16 protein-coding genes are annotated in these 17320 nt (G+C 48.4%); 4 read left to right on the forward strand and 12 right to left on the reverse strand.

Features of this window, described 5'->3' with window-relative positions; all coding sequences use genetic code 11:
* Positions 1-197 precede the first annotated feature (197 nt).
* Both KGP17_RS17175 and KGP17_RS17180 read left to right on the forward strand, forming a co-directional pair.
* The gene (locus KGP17_RS17175) at positions 198-1820 is read left to right on the forward strand and encodes an alpha-glucoside-specific PTS transporter subunit IIBC (RefSeq protein ID WP_223498026.1); all 1623 of its coding nucleotides are present in this window, start codon (positions 198-200) and stop codon (positions 1818-1820) included.
* Entirely contained in the window at positions 1817-3139 is a 1323-nt protein-coding gene (locus KGP17_RS17180; protein WP_021805818.1) for a 6-phospho-alpha-glucosidase, read from the forward strand. Before KGP17_RS17175 ends, KGP17_RS17180 begins: the two co-directional genes overlap by 4 nt.
* 145 nt (positions 3140-3284) lie before the next feature.
* Here KGP17_RS17180 and KGP17_RS17185 read toward each other — a convergent pair whose 3' ends face one another.
* A complete protein-coding gene (locus tag KGP17_RS17185; protein WP_115158137.1) occupies positions 3285-3962 on the reverse strand; it encodes an SDR family oxidoreductase in 678 nt (225 codons plus the stop codon).
* Positions 3963-4978: 1016 nt separating this feature from the next.
* Between KGP17_RS17185 and KGP17_RS17190 the strand changes: the two genes are divergently transcribed.
* Positions 4979-5590, forward strand: coding sequence for a LuxR C-terminal-related transcriptional regulator (locus KGP17_RS17190; RefSeq protein WP_223498027.1), 612 nt, complete (start codon positions 4979-4981; stop codon positions 5588-5590).
* 745 nt (positions 5591-6335) lie between these two features.
* Here the strand turns inward: KGP17_RS17190 and KGP17_RS17195 are convergent.
* The 11 genes from KGP17_RS17195 to KGP17_RS17245 form a co-directional block, all read right to left on the reverse strand.
* A complete protein-coding gene (locus KGP17_RS17195; RefSeq protein ID WP_059201185.1) occupies positions 6336-6884 on the reverse strand; it encodes a LuxR C-terminal-related transcriptional regulator in 549 nt (182 codons plus the stop codon).
* A gap of 337 nt (positions 6885-7221) precedes the next feature.
* Positions 7222-8163, reverse strand: coding sequence for a fimbrial protein (locus tag KGP17_RS17200; protein ID WP_071926149.1), 942 nt, complete (start codon positions 8161-8163; stop codon positions 7222-7224).
* A 72-nt stretch (positions 8164-8235) separates the two neighbouring features.
* Entirely contained in the window at positions 8236-8787 is a 552-nt protein-coding gene (locus tag KGP17_RS17205) for a fimbrial protein (RefSeq protein WP_223498028.1), read from the reverse strand.
* Between the two features lie 11 nt (positions 8788-8798).
* Positions 8799-9284, reverse strand: a complete 486-nt coding sequence (locus KGP17_RS17210; RefSeq protein ID WP_223498029.1) for a fimbrial protein — start codon at positions 9282-9284, stop codon at positions 8799-8801.
* A gap of 10 nt (positions 9285-9294) precedes the next feature.
* Positions 9295-9837: a fimbrial protein gene (locus KGP17_RS17215; protein WP_371822039.1), complete on the reverse strand. Its 543-nt coding sequence runs from the start codon at positions 9835-9837 to the stop codon at positions 9295-9297.
* Complete coding sequence (locus KGP17_RS17220) at positions 9830-10513, reverse strand: fimbrial protein (protein ID WP_059201189.1); 684 nt, start codon at positions 10511-10513, stop codon at positions 9830-9832. The genes KGP17_RS17215 and KGP17_RS17220 overlap by 8 nt, the downstream gene beginning before the upstream one ends.
* Positions 10514-10590: 77 nt before the next feature.
* Positions 10591-11340 carry a fimbria/pilus periplasmic chaperone gene (locus KGP17_RS17225; protein ID WP_059201190.1) on the reverse strand — a complete coding sequence of 250 codons (750 nt, stop codon included), beginning with the start codon at positions 11338-11340 and terminating at the stop codon, positions 10591-10593.
* A 5-nt stretch (positions 11341-11345) separates the two neighbouring features.
* Complete coding sequence (locus tag KGP17_RS17230) at positions 11346-13949, reverse strand: outer membrane usher protein (RefSeq protein WP_371822040.1); 2604 nt, start codon at positions 13947-13949, stop codon at positions 11346-11348.
* Positions 13949-14491, reverse strand: a complete 543-nt coding sequence (locus tag KGP17_RS17235) for a fimbrial protein (protein WP_059201192.1) — start codon at positions 14489-14491, stop codon at positions 13949-13951. Before KGP17_RS17235 ends, KGP17_RS17230 begins: the two co-directional genes overlap by 1 nt.
* Before the next feature lie 86 nt (positions 14492-14577).
* On the reverse strand, positions 14578-15111 hold the full coding sequence (locus tag KGP17_RS17240) for a fimbrial protein (protein ID WP_059201193.1): 534 nt from the start codon (positions 15109-15111) through the stop codon (positions 14578-14580).
* Positions 15112-15923: 812 nt separating this feature from the next.
* Positions 15924-16220 carry a hypothetical protein gene (locus KGP17_RS17245; RefSeq protein WP_371822208.1) on the reverse strand — a complete coding sequence of 99 codons (297 nt, stop codon included), beginning with the start codon at positions 16218-16220 and terminating at the stop codon, positions 15924-15926.
* Between the two features lie 475 nt (positions 16221-16695).
* On the opposite strand from KGP17_RS17245, the gene KGP17_RS17250 reads away from it, so the two are divergent.
* Entirely contained in the window at positions 16696-17319 is a 624-nt protein-coding gene (locus KGP17_RS17250; RefSeq protein ID WP_223498032.1) for a response regulator, read from the forward strand.
* Position 17320: the final 1 nt, after the last annotated feature.

Raw genomic sequence — 17320 nt, forward strand, 5'->3', positions numbered from 1 at the left:
GAAAATTCCAAGCGAAATCGTCGTGTACAGTTTTATGACGAAAAGTAGACAACTTGGTGCAAACAAAAACCATGAATGCGATCACGAATCGGTGCGACGGACAAAGATAACCCCTCACGTACTCCCTACTCTGCTTCTCAGACCCGCGTTAAAGAATAAGGTCACTTCCCCTACAGGTTGTTACATGAGGATTTAACATGCTCAGTCAAATACAACGTTTTGGTGGCGCAATGTTTACCCCGGTCCTGCTATTCCCGTTTGCCGGGATTGTGGTCGGTATCGCCATTATGCTGCGTAACCCGATGTTTGTCGGCGAAGCGCTCACTGCACCCGATAACTTATTTGCGCAAATCGTCCACATTATTGAAGAAGGCGGCTGGACGGTATTTCGTAATATGCCACTGATTTTCGCCGTGGGTTTACCGATTGGCCTGGCAAAACAGGCTCAGGGCCGCGCCTGCCTGGCTGTGCTAGTCAGTTTCATGACCTGGAACTACTTCATTAACGCAATGGGAATGACCTGGGGCCAGTACTTTGGCGTTGATTTTAACGTCGACCCGGTGGCGGGAACCGGGCTCACGATGATTGCCGGCATCAAAACGCTCGATACCAGTATTATCGGTGCGATTGTGATTTCCGGATTGGTCACCGCTATCCATAACCGCTATTTCGATAAACAACTTCCCGTTTTCCTCGGTATTTTCCAAGGCAGCTCATTCGTGGTCATTGTTGCCTTCTTCGTCATGATCCCTTGCGCGTGGCTAACCCTGTTCGGCTGGCCAAAAGTACAGATGGGGATTGAATCACTGCAGGAATTCCTGCGCAGCGCTGGCTCGCTCGGCGTGTGGGTTTACACCTTCCTTGAGCGCATCCTGATCCCGACAGGGCTTCATCACTTCATCTACGGCCCATTTGTCTATGGTCCGGCAGTCGTGGAAGGAGGCATTCAGGTTTACTGGGCGCAGCATTTGCAGGAGTTCAGTCAGAGTACGCTGCCGCTGAAAACGCTGTTCCCAGAAGGCGGCTTTGCGCTGCACGGTAACTCGAAGGTGTTTGGCTGTCTGGGGATTGCGTTAGCGCTCTACGCCACCACGGCACCTGAAAATCGAGTGAAGGTGGCAGGCCTGCTGATCCCTGCCACGTTAACGGCGATGCTGGTCGGCATTACCGAGCCACTGGAATTTACTTTCCTGTTTATCTCGCCGGTACTGTTTGTCGTCCACGCATTTCTGGCCGCGACCATGGCGACGGTCATGTATATGTGCGGGGTAGTAGGCAACATGGGCGGCGGTCTGCTTGACCAGTTCCTGCCGCAAAACTGGATCCCGATGTTCCACAACCATGCGTCAATGATGTTCATCCAGATTGGCATCGGCCTCGTCTTCACTGGCCTCTACTTCGTGGTGTTCCGCTTGCTGATCCTGCGCTTCAACCTGAAAACACCGGGCCGGGAAGAGGCCGAAATCAAGCTCTACAGCAAGGCGGATTATCAAGCATCCCGCCAGCAAACAACAGCTGCGGCAGCGAAAGAAACCAAACAAGGCCAGGCTGCCGGTTTTCTCGAAGCACTTGGCGGAGCAAGCAACATCCTGAGCGTTAACAACTGTGCGACCCGCCTGCGTATTGCCCTGGTGGATATGTCGCTGACGCAAAGCGACGACATTTTTAAAGCGCTGGGTGCCCACGGTGTGGTGCGACGCGGCAACGGTATACAGGTAATTGTGGGGCTGAACGTCCCGCAGGTCCGCGACCAGATCGAAAACCTGATGAAAGACGCTTCTTCGAGCGAACTTAAATCCATGACGGAGGCAGTATCATGAATAAATTCTCTGTAGTTGTAGCTGGCGGTGGTAGCACCTTCACTCCAGGTATCGTACTGATGTTACTGGCAAACCAGCACCGTTTCCCGCTGCGCGCCTTGAAATTCTATGATAACGATGGTGCGCGCCAGGAAACCATTGCCGAGGCGTGCAAAATCATCCTGAAAGAACAGGCACCAGACATTGAATTCAGCTACACCACGGACCCCAAAGAGGCATTTACCGATGTGGATTTCGTGATGGCACACATCCGCGTGGGCAAATACCCGATGCGTGAAAAAGACGAAAAAATCCCTCTGCGCCACGGCGTGCTTGGCCAGGAAACCTGCGGTCCAGGTGGAATTGCTTACGGCATGCGCTCCATCGGTGGCGTGCTGGAAATTGCCGACTACATGGAACAATACTCGCCAAACGCCTGGATGCTGAACTATTCCAACCCGGCGGCGATTGTGGCAGAAGCAACCCGTCGTCTGCGCCCTACGGCGAAAATCCTCAATATCTGCGATATGCCCATCGGCATTGAAAGCCGTATGGCGCAAATTGCTGGCCTGAAAGACCGCAAAGAGATGCGCGTGCGTTACTACGGGCTGAACCACTTCGGCTGGTGGACGTCTATTGAGGATCTACAGGGCAACGACTTGATGCCTAAAATCCGTGAATACGTGGCTAAATTTGGCTACGTTCCGCCATCAGATGAACATGGTACGGAGGCTAGCTGGAATGACACCTTCGCCAAAGCGAAAGATGTCTGGGCGTTGGATCCAGAAACCTTCCCCAATACTTACCTGAAATACTATCTGTTCCCAGACTACGTAGTAGAGCATTCCAACCCAGAGCGTACCCGCGCTAACGAGGTCATGGATCACCGCGAGAAGCACGTTTTCGGCTCCTGCAATGCCATTATCCAGGCGGGTAAATCCTCGGCAGGCGAGTTGGAAATCGATGAGCATGCCTCCTACATCGTCGATCTGGCAACCGCCATCGCCTTCAACACCCAGGAGCGCATGCTGTTGATTGTGCCAAACAACGGCGCTATTAATAACTTCGATCCGGAAGCCATGGTCGAGATCCCCTGCCTGGTTGGCAAAAGTGGCCCGCAACCGCTGGTGGTTGGCAATATTCCGCAATTCCAGAAAGGGCTGATGAGCCAGCAGGTGGCGGTAGAAAAACTGGTGGTCGATGCCTGGGAACAGCGTTCTTATCAGAAACTGTGGCAAGCCATTACGCTATCCAAAACCGTGCCGAGCGCATCGGTTGCCAAAGCAATACTTGATGACTTGATTGAGGCGAACAAGGACTACTGGCCTGAGTTGAAGTAAGTAAGGATAGCGTTGCCAACGAGAACCACTTTCCCCTCCCCAAAGGGGGGATAGTTTGATTTCATTGCTCATGGTGATGTATTAAGTCATAGAAGCCCGGATGGTCCGGGCTTCCCATAAAGCAAAATCTGCAGCACAAAGCGTTTTACCAACGTAACACGTTGCCTGCATAGTCAATAAAGTGGTGCCCTCCTTTGCCGCGCCAAGCCAGAACCTGGCTCACAATCCCAGAGCAGCTTTGTTCGACAGTCAGCGTGGCATTGGTTCCGCCCATATCCGTTTGTACCCAGCCCGGATGCACCGACAGTAAAGTCACCTCCTGCAGGGCAGCGGTATCACGCAATCCGCGCGTTAACATATTCAGAGCAGCCTTGCTGGCGGCGTACAGCGGATAGGTCGCCGCTTCGTTCTCATTTAGACTGCCCAACTCCGATGTCATCAACGCCATCACGCCGGTTTGCGGTTTCACCAGCGGTATTAACGCTGCCGCACAGCGAACCGGGGAAAAGGTATTGGTCATAAACAGTTCAACGATCTCATCATCATTCGCCTGGGTAACGTCCTGATGGGCTGGCCCGTAAACACCCGCGTTGATAAAGATAAGATCGAATTGTTGTGACAGCAGCCGTTCTTTCAGGGCAATCCTTTCATCATGATGATTGATATCTAATTTCAGCCATTGCGTGTCAGCCGGGCTATCGGCAGGGACCGCGCCGCGACAGGTTGCAACTACCTGCCAGCCCTGCATGGATAGCTGTCTGACAATGCCTAAACCTATTCCGCGTGATGCACCGATGATCAGTGCCGAGAATGGAGATGTCATGCTTTTCTTCCTTATGCTGATAGCGGTAGGTTTCCCGCTCCTGAATGACTCTGGATCCACATGGGTCATTTTACCAGCGGTGACTGATCCTCGCTCTAAAGGGCGCAGCTTCCCAGTTCTCGCCATGCAATGCATCAGACAACCGAAACACTGGTGTAACACATTTTGGCAAGATAACAAAAATCTGATTCAGGCTATTTTCGCTGTATGCAAGCATTCCTATGCTGATACCTTTATTTATAAAATTTGACATCATCATAAATATTTTATCAGTTGCATGACCATCAACTTATTACTGGTGCTTGGTAATAAATCCAAATAACTCGCCAACATAAATAAATGGAAGATGCTCTGGTGGCATTAATCGACGATATTCTATTTTCGCTGATTAAAAAGAACAAGCTCAACGTATCGCCTTCACCTTTATCATACTGTTAGACAGTATGATAAAGGTGAACTGACCGACGCAGACCACGGTAAATACTCAGCGGCACCGTTCGTTTGGGCAACGGACTGAATAGATGCCAGGATAACTTTTTTCACGCTAGGATTTAACGACCTCTATCCCATCGAGTGAGAGAATATCGATATCAACCATCAGAATATCCGGCTGATAGCGTTCAACCAAGGATAGGGCTTCTATCCCCCCCCAGTTTCGGCAATCACAGCATGTTCTTCTTTTTCAACTATGAAGCGAATTGCCAGCCGCACAATAGAATGACTATCAACGATGATAACGTTAGCCATAGATATACCTGGGCCATTATCCGTAACGAGTCCGTTATAATATAACTATTTTCACACGGCAACCCCCCTATTTAATTTAAAAAGACACAACCGCCATGTCAGCCGTGGCCTACAATCTCCTGATGACTATTCTTATTTTAAATAAACCCAACATTAACTATCATAATATTTAACCAGACGGAATGCCGCAGCATAAATTCAGGTATAAAGTAAAGCATTTTAAATAATGCGTACTGAGATTTACCATTCAATGGTTAAAGGAGTGGGCAGTGATCGACGGTACAACCTCATTAGAGTCCAGGCAAAAAAAAGAACCTAAAACTCTTTTAGTTATCGCGCATTGCGCTTATACCATTGCTGGAATCAAAGCCCTATGCGCTGACTACCCTCATTGGCAGGTCAATTACATAACACCTAATCAACTTGAACTAAAGGAAGTGCTACTCAAGCATCCCGTTGACTTATTGATCATGGAGCTAGGGAACAGGGGCAAGGGAATGTCCACCCTGTTCTCATTACCCTATGGCTATCAACAAAAAACCATTCTACTGGCGAGTTACTCGTCTCGTAAGTTGCAAGATCTTGCCCGTTTGGCCGGTGTGAATACGATAGTCGATAAATTTACCTCGTTGTATTTACTAAAGCTCGCCCTTCATAGTGCAGTATACGCCTTGCAAGAAAACTCTTTTTCCCCTACGCGTTATCTTGAGCAGAAAAAATTGGATCACGTGGTGTTACGTGCGCTACTGAGCGGGGTTCATCCCAAAAGAATAGCTGCTGCCATGGGGATTTCCACGTCTGCGGTCAGTCGATATAAAATGATTGCATTGCGCAAAATGGGGATGAAAAATTTGAATGAAGTCATGACAGGCAATTATTAAAACTTATTTAGAATTCAATGTCTCAATTAACACACCGAGTTTCCTTACCAGGAGAGTTAATATTTTGTTTTACCTCATCTTCAGCGCACTATTGTTTACAATCAGCATTTATAGTTTTTATAAACATTTTTCCTTATCACGAAAAAGATCATTATTCGCTAGAAAATAAAAACCGCCTATAAAAATACCATCATCGCAGTCCTGTACGTAATGGCCCCTATCACTGTACAACAGGGCAAGGGCCTATTTTTTGATGATTCCATTTCGGTTTGGATGCAAAGGGGCAGGTCACATTGCCATACAACCCTAATTAAATAACTCTATCCATTAAGCACCGGTGCAGTATCTGGCAAAACTCACACTACGAGACAATTCGTTAGCAAAAGTGAAGTAGGATTGATAGCAAAAAAAACTCTGCAACGCCCCAAGGAAGGAATCGCAGAGTAAAGTCACAACAAGCATCAGGAGATACTCTCCATGGAAAATAGAATAATATAGCCACCTTGAGCATAACATAAGACAGCCCACCCAATGCCTGTAGGGCAAGGATTACAGACGCAGAGATAACAGGCCGCACTCCGCGAATACCCGCAACCCCAAAGGACCGACCTAGCGGTCACAGAGAGTGGGAATATACCAACAACATGATGTGAGTGCCCCTCAGACAACAATAGATTTGATGGCTCAGAGAGTAGGGATGTTTCAAGGGCAGACTGACTGATAGGCTCGAGGTATGATTTTGTCTTTACTTGACTAAAAATTTCTGAAAAGGCAGCACATCTGTGATCTTATTAACACCTAATTTTCGGCAGGCATTTTTTCTGTGAGTATAGACCGACTTGGCTTCAATGCCGCAGGCCGCGGATAATTCCTGCGCTGAAATGCCTTTCAGCGATTCACGGAACACGTACTCCTCTCTGCTCGTCAGCTTTCTGTCCTTCTTTTTAGCCATGACCTCTCGTGGCTTGCCACTTAGGATGTTAACTATCGCCATGCGAAACCTCTCTAATGACGTCCCGATATGTAAGGTGTAGAAGTAAGTACTAAAAGGATATAAAGAAACGTTATCATGCGGAGTGCTATGTAAGAAAATCACGTCCAGATTATCATATACGGTGTTGAGCAATACGGTGCTGGGGATGGTAGTATCAATTAACAGGATGTTTCTGGTTCTAGCGATACTCAGCGCCTGCTGATTATACATATCAAGCGACATCGGTTTAATACCCAGAGGATAGAGTAATTCCTCTACCCCTTTTTGCAGGTAAATATTATCGGAACAAATGTAGATCATCTTAATCCCCTCTGGTAATGGAGTAGTCTTCGGATCAGTGCAGTCAACCCACAGATTGCATAAGACATTTAACCCGTTTAGGTACAGTGTTTTTCCATCTCCGCCCGTTAATGATAAGGAAAGTGAATATTATTAACATAAGAATATTCATCACTAACTTGTAGGTAATGGACTACATACCGATATTGGTAACTCGCATTCAACGGTGATGAAAACTCACCACCGCTAAACGCCAGAGTCTGAAGGAACAGGATTACCTGACAACGCCTGTAATACTGTGGCAGGAAGGTTACAGGTTCATGCTCAGCGATTGTCAGCATCAGCCCAGGAGATACTTTTAAGGCACCCCTATAACCAGCACGCCGGAGCCGCTGCTGGCACCGGTTACGGGGACTGAACCGGGTTTTCTGACCAGAGAGAAGGTCACATCATCCCCGCCAGTGCTGTTGGTCAAAGAAGTGGTAAACGAGGAACCTAATGGCACGACTTCCCCGCCCCTTTCCATCACGACGCCTAAATTTGCATTGCTCATCGCCAATACCTGGGAATTAAACCCGGCAGCAGTGCCACGTAAGCTCACCGTGATCGGCAAAGTTAAGCCAGATGCTGGGCAGCTATAACTAAGGCGTTTGGTCACGCGGTTTTTCTGGCCCGGGATGGATTCATCCACCTCTCTGCCAGCAACCGTGCCAAAGTTAACATCCAGCAGTTGCCCTGCATTAATTTTGCAATTGGATGGATCAAGGATGAAACTGTTGTTCGCAATTAGTCTTAGGGTGTAACTATTAGTCTCGTTATTAAAATTATTACTTTGGAAAATACGCATGTCGGCGAGGGTATCCCCTGGGGAAATATGTATTGGCTCTTCAGGATTAGTGCTTAAATTGATATAAGGATATATATTAAATCTCACAGGCACACCTGAACTTGGCAACGACGCGATAAATATATTTCCGGCGATCGGTGCTGAATACGCGGTTCCTCTTATAACAAGCCCCCCAGATTGCCCCCTAAGCTTACCAAGAAAACTCACTCCAGGAGAAGTTGCATAGTGGTAATCTTCCTCACCAGGCTTCGGATTCCCCGCATTGCTAAACATACAATCTAATGCGAAACCACTTAATTCCAACCTATTTAGAGGGTAAGAAGGTGTTATTGTTACTCTTGTACTCGTTGTTCCCGATACACCAAACCAAGAACCATTATTTACGCGACATGCTGCCGCATATCCTTCGAAAGAAAGGAACAGCAACGCCATACTGATGAGAACTTTTCTCACATCAACCTCGATATTTTATGCAGTGCAACTTCCCTAGATGTATTGAGAACGTCTACACTACTTAAAAATTTATCAGTTATAATCCAAATTAAACGTCGTCACCGCGCTAAATAGGCCACGGGTGATGGTGTGGTTAGCCAGAGCTTCCGGCTCGCCGCGCAGATATCCCTTGATGGTAATGACGTTTGAGCCATCAACCAATGGGTAGGTTTTTCCTGTCGTATCATTCAGCGGGATCAGTTGCCCTTCATTGGTTTCTATACCGATGGCGATCCCAGCAGCAACGCTGCTGTCATCTACCGCTAAATAACCCGGCAATTGACTGCTTTCCCTACCGCTAAAACTCAAGGTGACCATATTACCAATTCCAGTATCGCAGTTAATCAGGTTAAAGCGAATTGCTCGGGGCGGTGTACTGGTATTAAGATATAAGTATCGGTCGGCTACCATCCCCAGTTCGAGAGTCTGATTTTCATCCCCGGGTTGAATATCGCAGGCTTCATACACCAACGCACCGTGTAACCGCATATTATCCGCTGCCCCGGCGGAAAAAGACGTCGCCATTCCGCCACCCAGTAGCAGATAACCGCTAAGCAGCCAGATGCCTACAGGCCATTTCAACATTATCGTTTCTCCTATTGATAATCTGCAAACAACGTGGCTGTTGCTTCAAAGGCACCGTCAGTCAGCTCCCTTGCAGGGTCTTTTACCGGTACGACCTGCAAAACCGGCGGAGTTGCACTTTCGATCTCAACCCGGGTATTCATGGTAAAGGGCTCGCCATTACGCAACATACGAATACCCAATGCAGGCTTATTGGTTTGTACCGCCGCATTATCAAAAGCCGTTGCAGACCCTTTAAAGGTCAATCCCAGCGCCCAACCGGGCACGCCTGGTTCACAATTAATGGTATAATTGACTTGCTGTATATAATTGCTGCCGTCGACCTTTTTAATCGCTACTTTCTCGCCAAAATCTACGTCAATCAGATTACCGTTGTTAATAGTGCAAGGTGGTGGAGCCTGTAACGTACCTTTGAAATTAACGTCCACGGCCTGTACCGGCGAAATCAGGCTAACCCCAATCAACAACATCAGGGTATTGCCAATAAAAATATTCATTACCCTATCCTCACTGATAAAGCACCGTCATCGTAGCGACACCCGTGAATGCTCCCGGTGACAAGGTCGCTCCTGGTCGTTTGACCAGTACCGCCTTGATCTCTGGTGCCGCTGGCCAGGTGAAGTTCAACCAGCTGTTGATCGGCAGCACGACATCCCCCTGCAACAGCTTAATCCCCAAGTTGCTGTTGCTGGTCGCCAAGGCCGAATCAAAGCCAGCCGCCTGACCGGTAAACTGCATCTTTAGTGCATTCGATGAAGGTTGCGGTTCGCAGGTCAGATTGTAGGGAACCTGCTGTTTATAATTCTCACCATTCACCCGGGTGATCAGCACTTCACTACCAAAATCCACGCTAACATCGTTACCGTTATTAATTTTGCAGGGCGGAGGGTCTATCACCGTAACTGAGAAATTGACAGTGGTGTTTGCCAACGCCACTGTTGGCAAGAGAAGCACCCCGGTCAACCAAGGCAGAAGCCCTCCACTCACATATTCAACAGCCCTACGCCGCTTTAGGAAATTTATGATGCGCATACGGCACTCCCTAGTCATAACTCAACCTAAAATCCACGTTAGCGGTGTAAGAACCTGCCTGCAACGGCGCGGCGGTACGAACCGGGGTCAGCCAGTAATTCAGTACGTTATGACCCGGGGTCAGCAGTGTCGGCTTATTACGCTGTCCAAGTGGTATCGTATGCTGGTCGTTATCGCTCAGACGTAGCGCCAGCCCCTGTGCTCCTTTGACCCCAATCATCTCCTTGTTATAGATATCCTGGGGGGCGATAAAAGTGATCGACATTGAAGGCTGGTCTGTTGACCACACCACGTTCCCTTGGCGCTTATCCAGGTTGTACGACGAGGATCGCAGGCAGTCTCGCAGAATTAAATTCACTTCCACCGGGGTACCTTCAGCCCCCACCTCCTGCAGACGACCGGTACCGGTTTCGCCCATTTCCACGACCTGATTAGCCGAGGTCATATCCAACCGACAGGCACTCTCGGTCAGCGCACCATACACATGCAAGACGCCCTCATTCCCTTCAACAAACATCTCACTGGTCGACAAGTTACGCTCAACGCTGTTACTCCCGGCATCAGCGATTGCCGTGCCACTCAGCGCCAGCAGGCTGGTCATCAGGAGGGGCAATGAGGATAAACGCATGCCCCAACCCTTGCCGGGTTGATGTTGGCTAGATTTCCCGGAAATTACTCGCATTTTCTGTTGCATTTCTGCCTCCTGGCCGCGCGTGACTGTGACTCCTGACGGACATCATCCGTTTCGACGAACAACGCGCGCCGTTATGTTTATTTTTTGCTGTTATCAGGTTCGACCTGACAGGTGCTTCCACTGCATTTGAAGTTCAGCGCCGGACGACCACCATAGTCATTGACATAGGTCAATATCGGTCTGTCTCCCAATGCGCTAGCGCTGATATTCAGTTCGCCGCTGGACAGCGGAGCAACCATCAGCGGTTCAAAACCACTGACGGTCGCCCCTTTCGTCTTGCTGGCATCGACCAGCGTAACGTAATAAGGCGTCGGGTTATTCACCTGGTAGCGGTCCCCCTGGCGGGTCAGGGTTAGCTTTTCCTGCCACGGGTTATCCATATCTTGCCGGCTTGGCACAATAGCGGCCGGGCGATAAAACAGCTTGATACGCGTTTGCAGCGCAATCTGCAGACTGTTAGGTTTATCGCTCTTCGGCGGGATCTCACGCAAGTTGAAGTAGTACAGTGTCTCTCTATCACGGGCCAGCAAGTTTGCTGCCGGAAGCACCTGAACTTTTATCTGACTTTTCTCACCCGCTTCAACCCGCTGTACCGGCGGTAATACCACCAGCGGAGAGGTGATTTTGTTGCCCTGCGCATCCTCAATCCAGCTCTGCGCCAGATAGGGCAGCTGTTTATTTTGATTGCTGATGTTCAAGCTGACGGCCTTGTCAGTTTCGTTGACAATCACCCGTGTCCGGTCAAGGGCGATGGCAGCCCAGGAGGACGAAGCTATCAGGCTACAACCCACTCCCAGGATGAAGGCAATACGTGAATTCAGTTTCATTGTGTTCATTTACCTGTTTCTATTGAATTTCGTGAAATTTTGACGGCATTAACGCTCGAGGCAGCCTGAATGGATGGGGCTGAACCCGAAAGTGGTATACACGGCAGTAATAGCGCGGACTGTGCTGCCGTCGACAATGCAGGTGGTAACACCACCGAACACTGCTCAGCACCGTTCCAGCGGACGGTCATACGTTCAGCGGCATTAATACCACTGAGATAAACGCTGCCTTCATCATTAACAATGCCGGTTTCCTGCTTCTTACCGTTAAGGACGGTCGCACCGAACGGTGGATAACTACCGTCCGCCATGCGAATCACCGCCATGGCTTTTTCACCCGCAATGACCTCGAATTGACGATAACCAATAGCCCCTTCTGTCAACGTTGCTTGCACCACCGAACGTTTGGCTTCCGCATTATCAGCCAGTTGATTGAGGTCAATGCTGGCGCTGCTCCGGTAATAACTACTGATATCTGCGACAACAACCTTGCCAAAGGCATTACTGTTGATGGCTGAACCATAGCCTCTGACCGGGATGCCAGCGACTCCACCGGTATCCAGCAGCAGGCGAGTGCCGCCTTGGGAATTACTGCGGTGCAGCGCTCCCCCTTCAGCTGTTAACGTGGCCCCTCCTGTCATACCCAGACCCACCGCAGAGTAACGCCCATTCTGGTAGCTGGCATTAGCGTTAATCTGTGCAATATCACCATCATGGGTGTAGAAGGCACTCCCCTCGGCCCCATGGCGGGAAGCACCTGCAGTCAGGTTGTAGCTATTTCGATCGTTAATCTGGTCATAATACGAGACATTATGTGACGTATTATTCCCGCTAATAGTACTGTTATAACTGACGGTAGAGGTGTCGCCCCACGGGATTGAAAACGACAGATACATACCATCATCATTGGTACCATTATATTCACTGCGAAACGCCGTGATTGACCCATTGATATTTTTGAAACGACCAATATCAAAGTAGCGTGACAACATCAGATTATAGTTATCGCTTTCAGAACGGTTCCAGTAGGTCTGATGGTAATAGTTCAAATACACTGACAACCCGATTTCGGTGAATTGCTTGTTCAGTGAAACCGTGTACATCTCTTTATTGTTTGCGGATTCAAATTCGTTACCCTGACGAGCCTCAAGGTATTCCGCCATGCTCATAAAGGTTTTTTCCGAGAAACGATAACCCGCAAACGTCACCTGACTGTCATACTCTTCAAAGCGTTTGGAATAGTTTACCTTGTAGGATTTACCACTCTGGGTACCCTGATCCGGCAATGTCGCCCGCGATTGTGTCACGTCAAACGAGATGGCCCCCAGGGCCAGTAAATCACGCCCAATCCCCAGCGACATGGCGTTATAGTCACCCCCCAGCAGGCCACCACCATATAACGACCAGCCGTTACTGATACCCCAGGAGAATTCCCCGCTACCAAAACCTGCCCCTTCCATATCGTGATTGATATTGGAGGCTCGGCCTGCCGCCATCTTAAAGCGCACCTGGCCCGGTCGCGTCAGATAAGGGATACTGGCGGTATTAACCTGGAAGGTCTGAACGCTGCCATCTTGTTCTTCAACCCTGATATCAAGTAGGCCGGAGACCGCATTGTTCAGATCCTGAATACGGAATGGCCCCGCAGCAACCTGGGTTTGGTACAACACGCGTCCTTGTTGACTGACGGTAACCCTGGCGTTGGTTTTCGCCACCCCTGATACTTCCGGCGCGTAGCCGCGCAAGTTCGGAGGCAGCATATTGTCATCAGAGTTCAGACTGGCCCCGGTAAAGCGGAAACTGTCAAAGATATCTGAGTTGAGATAATCTTCCCCTACCACCAGCTTGGAGCGCAGTTGCGGAATCGCACGATAGGCATAAAAACGATTCCAGTCCCACTCACGGACGCTGCTGTCGTTGTCTCCGGTTTGATGATCGGTACGGCCCTGCCAGTCGGCACGCAGGCGCCATGCCCCGATATTCGCGCCCACTGTACCGTTACCGCTCACATCATAGCCACGTACACCGCTCTCTTGCTGGTGGCTGCTTTGCGCATTGACACTGTAATCCAACAGTATTCCTGGAATACCGTCATCCCAGCGTGAAGGCGGATCCCAATCCTCTGAACTATATTCCAGATAAGCCTGTGGAATATTTAACTGAAGCGTGGATTCGCCTAAACTCCCACGCATTTCAACGCCTTTCAGCGTGCGGATATCAATACACTGGCCCTGATGCCAGGTAGTTAAATCTTTTTTCACTTCGTCTTTAATCCCCAGCAGGTCGATCAACTCTGGAGTTAAACAGGCTTCACTCTTCTTTGGATCATTATCCGGTGGATAAAATGCGATCGGCTGCTCTGGCAATTGACTTTCATTCAGAGAAATAGTCATATTATAAGTACCAGGCATAATATAGCCGCGCTGAGAAAACTGACTCAGATCGATGTTTTCCCGGTCTTTAACATCCAGCACATCCGTATTGAATTGAACGTCTTGTGCCGAAGCGTAAGATCCCATAGCCAGAAGCATGGCGGTGAAAATACGACTTAAACGAGCCCCTGGTACGAGAAAAAAAATTAAATTCGACGATGCTATGGATGAGCGCATTAATAATAATCCATTTTGAAACGTATCGTTGAGCGGTAAGCTCCGGAGCGCATAACCTCACCATTGCCAACCATATCCAGGGTATAATTCAATGTCATACTGCCGGGAATAATATCTGCAGGTAATGAGGCAATGCCTGGCATCATTACGCTTCCCTGGCTATCGAGAATACGCATATTGATACCACGCGCGTCTCCCTGCATATTAAATCGCTCCCCAGTGGCATTACCGGAGAAGGTAACCTGAAATTTTTGCCATGCCGGTTTATTGGGTTCGCCTCTCTCCAGCCGACAATCGACCAGTTTGATGGAAAAAGGCTGGGGCGGCAGTCGTCCATCTCGGCTAACCTGGCTTACCGGATGCACGCCCATATCAATGCTTTGGTCCCGACTACCCACATCAATCGCACAGGCTGCATCAATAATGGCCCCTTCCATATTGACTCGCCCCGAGCCTTCCTGCGCAGCATTTGCCGAGTTGATATTACCCAGGCTGGCAATCAGCAGGGAAGGAGCCACTAGAAAAAAGACAGAACGATTCATTCGCATTCAAACACCTTGAATATTACTTGTGCAAATGAAAGCGGAGGGTATCCCTCCGCGCTTCAGTTATTCTGGTTGCGAATCAATTACTGATAAGCGAGGGTAAAGTCAGCTACGGACTGGAATGTACCCGGCGTAATAGTGGCATCTGTACCGCCACCTTTCAGACGTGCAGAGAACTGCAGAGTATTATTTCCATCAACCAGTGTCTGAGCTGCTGAAGGTACACCTAATTTCAGGTCGCCATTATTCTGTGAAGCAATGATGATACCTGCACCAGTTGCGGTGCCATTAAGACCCAGCCACTCAGAATTATACTCAGATGCACCACCGCTGAAGGTCGTGGTGACTGATTTCAGAGTTGCAGTGTCACAGTTTTCCAGCTTGATTTTGAAGCCACGTGGTTCTGATTCACCAGTATTGCCGCCCTTAGCCAGAGCAACGTTAGAAATTTCACCTAGCCCAACAGTCTGATCAACAGATTCTGGATTAATTGAGCATGGAGCATCAATAATAGAACCCGTGAAGGTCACGGTACCACTGCCTTGGCCAGCAGCCTGAGCCACGTTGACAGCACAGAAAGTCAGAGCAGCAGCTAACATGATTTTATTCAATTTCATCCTACTTATTTCCTTTAGTGGTGTTTACAATAATTTGAACAGCTAGAGCTAGACCGCTATCAGTCGTAATATATTTACCGTACGATTGACAGTGACCAGGTTTCGTCTATTTAAAAGCTTGATACAAACCTGCACAGGTATGTTTTCAATACGAGGCAGAGAATTTCCGTTCTGTATCCGATTTAATTAAATCAAGCACGTAAACCTTATATTGGACAAGGCTGTTTCACTTTTCACAAAACCGCTCTTAGAGTAGCGATTAACTATTCCCTCGGAGCGAAAATCCAGATAGACAGCAGAGCAATGTCTACGGGATGCATATTAAAGGGCTTGCGTAGAATAAAGAATAAGACAACTTACCTACAGCCTGTAGGGCATCGCCTACAACCTCTATCGACTGTCGGTAGGTCTTCGCTAACCGTTGGCAGGGAAATCGATAGCTCTTCCCATCAGGCAGCAGAGGGATCGGGGGTACAGAAAGTGGTTTTTCTCGAGACAAACCAATGACACTAAAGATAATATCTGCTTACGACCCAGCCAAAGCCACAGGGGACTACGTCTGTAGCCGAAAGGCGACAGGGACACCAGAAAATGGTTCAACAGCAGGTTATACAACGGAGGTTGGATAATCTTCAAACCGCAATAAAGGTTTAGTCGCCGTCAGTTATGGCAGAAGTTGATGCTACTTTAACAGCGAGCACAGTTGGAATCACCAAGGTTACGATAGAACAGTAAATTATCACAGGACAGAAAGTTCGGCGAATGGGGCGTATCCCCCCTGCTCCGAACCTTCGTTCAGGCAAGGAGGAGACTTATTCAACAAAACCTTCCTGTACCACCGCTTTTTTGCTCGTTCTCTGATACAGGCACAACTCTTTGCCCGGCTTATTCTTCATAAACGCCTGCGGGTAGCGGCCAGCGATCATAAGCGCAGAGTAACCGACATTGTCGTCATAATGAATAATACCGCCAACGACCTGGGCATCCTTTAGCCCACTGGCTTTTAGGCAAGCGACACGCATCGCCTTATCAGCCTCATCCCAGGCGTGTTCGGAAGAAGCAACCGAGTTAAACGAGATGGCCGCGGCGGCAAATAGCAATAATCTGATAATAAGTCTGTCCCCACAAAATTGTCAGCGTTCTATAGTTGCATAGTATATGAGATACCTTACTGGATGGATAAGAAAAGTTCTCATCCGTATGTGGGTCTTTGCCTACATTTGAAGATACGCTGTACAGGCTGCCAGCAAAATAACCATCAATAAGTTGTAGGTATAGAACTACACATCCATGCTAAGCATCGACATCAACGGTGATCCATTTCTATGCTTAGCATTTTTATGCAAAACACAGCATGTTATTCGATCATTTTACAGCAAAGCATTAATAAAGCATCTTAACGTAATTATTTAACAGTTTGCATCACCCGGCCATATCAAAAAAAATATAATATTGAAATAAGAATAGATACCATACGCTCGTAGGATTACGCCTACAGAATATTTTAATCATTAAAAATCTTAGTGCCCAACAACAAAAAAAGAGCTAAGATTAGGCTAACAGTAATATTTACCAGGTATACCTATGAGCAAAGTTATCATTGTAGATGATCACCCTATTGTTCGCATGGCCATCCAGTTTTTGGTTGAGAAAGAAGGGCATTGCGTTGTCGCCGAAACCGGGGATGGTATCGAAGCGCTTGCCCTGGTTGACCTTCATTATCCCGATATCGTGGTCGTTGATGTCGATATCCTTACGCTGAACGGGATTGAGGTCGTCAGGGCATTACGTGAAAAAAGCTTCCCTGGCATCATTATCGTTATATCTGGCAAAAACCCAGAGTTTTACTCTCCCCGCAGCGCCCTGAGCGGTGCGGACGGATTTATCAGCAAAAAAAATAATTTACCAGAGTTAGTCACCGCCATTAAAGCCGCACAGAATGGGTACAGCTATTTTCCACTAAAGCGTTTTGAATCGCAGCATGCTCAGCAATCAATGGATGACCAGGAACGGCTAGGGACATTATCCCCACAAGAATTCCAGGTATTTCAGCACATGACCAAAGGGCTTGAAAATATCAAGATTGCCGCCCAGATGAAGATCAGTAGCAAAACTGTCAGCACCTATAAAAGTCGGTTAATGGACAAACTAGGCTGTAAAACGCAACTGGATCTGTTTGACTTTGCGCGGCGTAACAATCTGGAATGAC

Origin of the sequence: Serratia sp. JSRIV001, from assembly GCF_019968745.1 — a bacterium.
GTDB classification, from domain to species: domain Bacteria; phylum Pseudomonadota; class Gammaproteobacteria; order Enterobacterales; family Enterobacteriaceae; genus Chania; species Chania fonticola_B.

Coding starts and splice junctions, on each gene's coding strand:
- KGP17_RS17175 (WP_223498026.1), top strand. CDS start 198: ATGCTCAGTCAAATACAACGTTTTGGTGGCGCAATGTTTACCCCGGTC.
- KGP17_RS17185 (WP_115158137.1), bottom strand. CDS start 3,962: ATGACATCTCCATTCTCGGCACTGATCATCGGTGCATCACGCGGAATA.
- KGP17_RS17215 (WP_371822039.1), bottom strand. CDS start 9,837: ATGACTAGGGAGTGCCGTATGCGCATCATAAATTTCCTAAAGCGGCGT.
- KGP17_RS17225 (WP_059201190.1), bottom strand. CDS start 11,340: ATGAAACTGAATTCACGTATTGCCTTCATCCTGGGAGTGGGTTGTAGC.
- KGP17_RS17195 (WP_059201185.1), bottom strand. CDS start 6,884: ATGATCTACATTTGTTCCGATAATATTTACCTGCAAAAAGGGGTAGAG.
- KGP17_RS17235 (WP_059201192.1), bottom strand. CDS start 14,491: ATGAATCGTTCTGTCTTTTTTCTAGTGGCTCCTTCCCTGCTGATTGCC.
- KGP17_RS17220 (WP_059201189.1), bottom strand. CDS start 10,513: ATGCAACAGAAAATGCGAGTAATTTCCGGGAAATCTAGCCAACATCAA.
- KGP17_RS17250 (WP_223498032.1), top strand. CDS start 16,696: ATGAGCAAAGTTATCATTGTAGATGATCACCCTATTGTTCGCATGGCC.
- KGP17_RS17210 (WP_223498029.1), bottom strand. CDS start 9,284: ATGAATATTTTTATTGGCAATACCCTGATGTTGTTGATTGGGGTTAGC.
- KGP17_RS17205 (WP_223498028.1), bottom strand. CDS start 8,787: ATGTTGAAATGGCCTGTAGGCATCTGGCTGCTTAGCGGTTATCTGCTA.
- KGP17_RS17180 (WP_021805818.1), top strand. CDS start 1,817: ATGAATAAATTCTCTGTAGTTGTAGCTGGCGGTGGTAGCACCTTCACT.
- KGP17_RS17230 (WP_371822040.1), bottom strand. CDS start 13,949: ATGCGCTCATCCATAGCATCGTCGAATTTAATTTTTTTTCTCGTACCA.
- KGP17_RS17240 (WP_059201193.1), bottom strand. CDS start 15,111: ATGAAATTGAATAAAATCATGTTAGCTGCTGCTCTGACTTTCTGTGCT.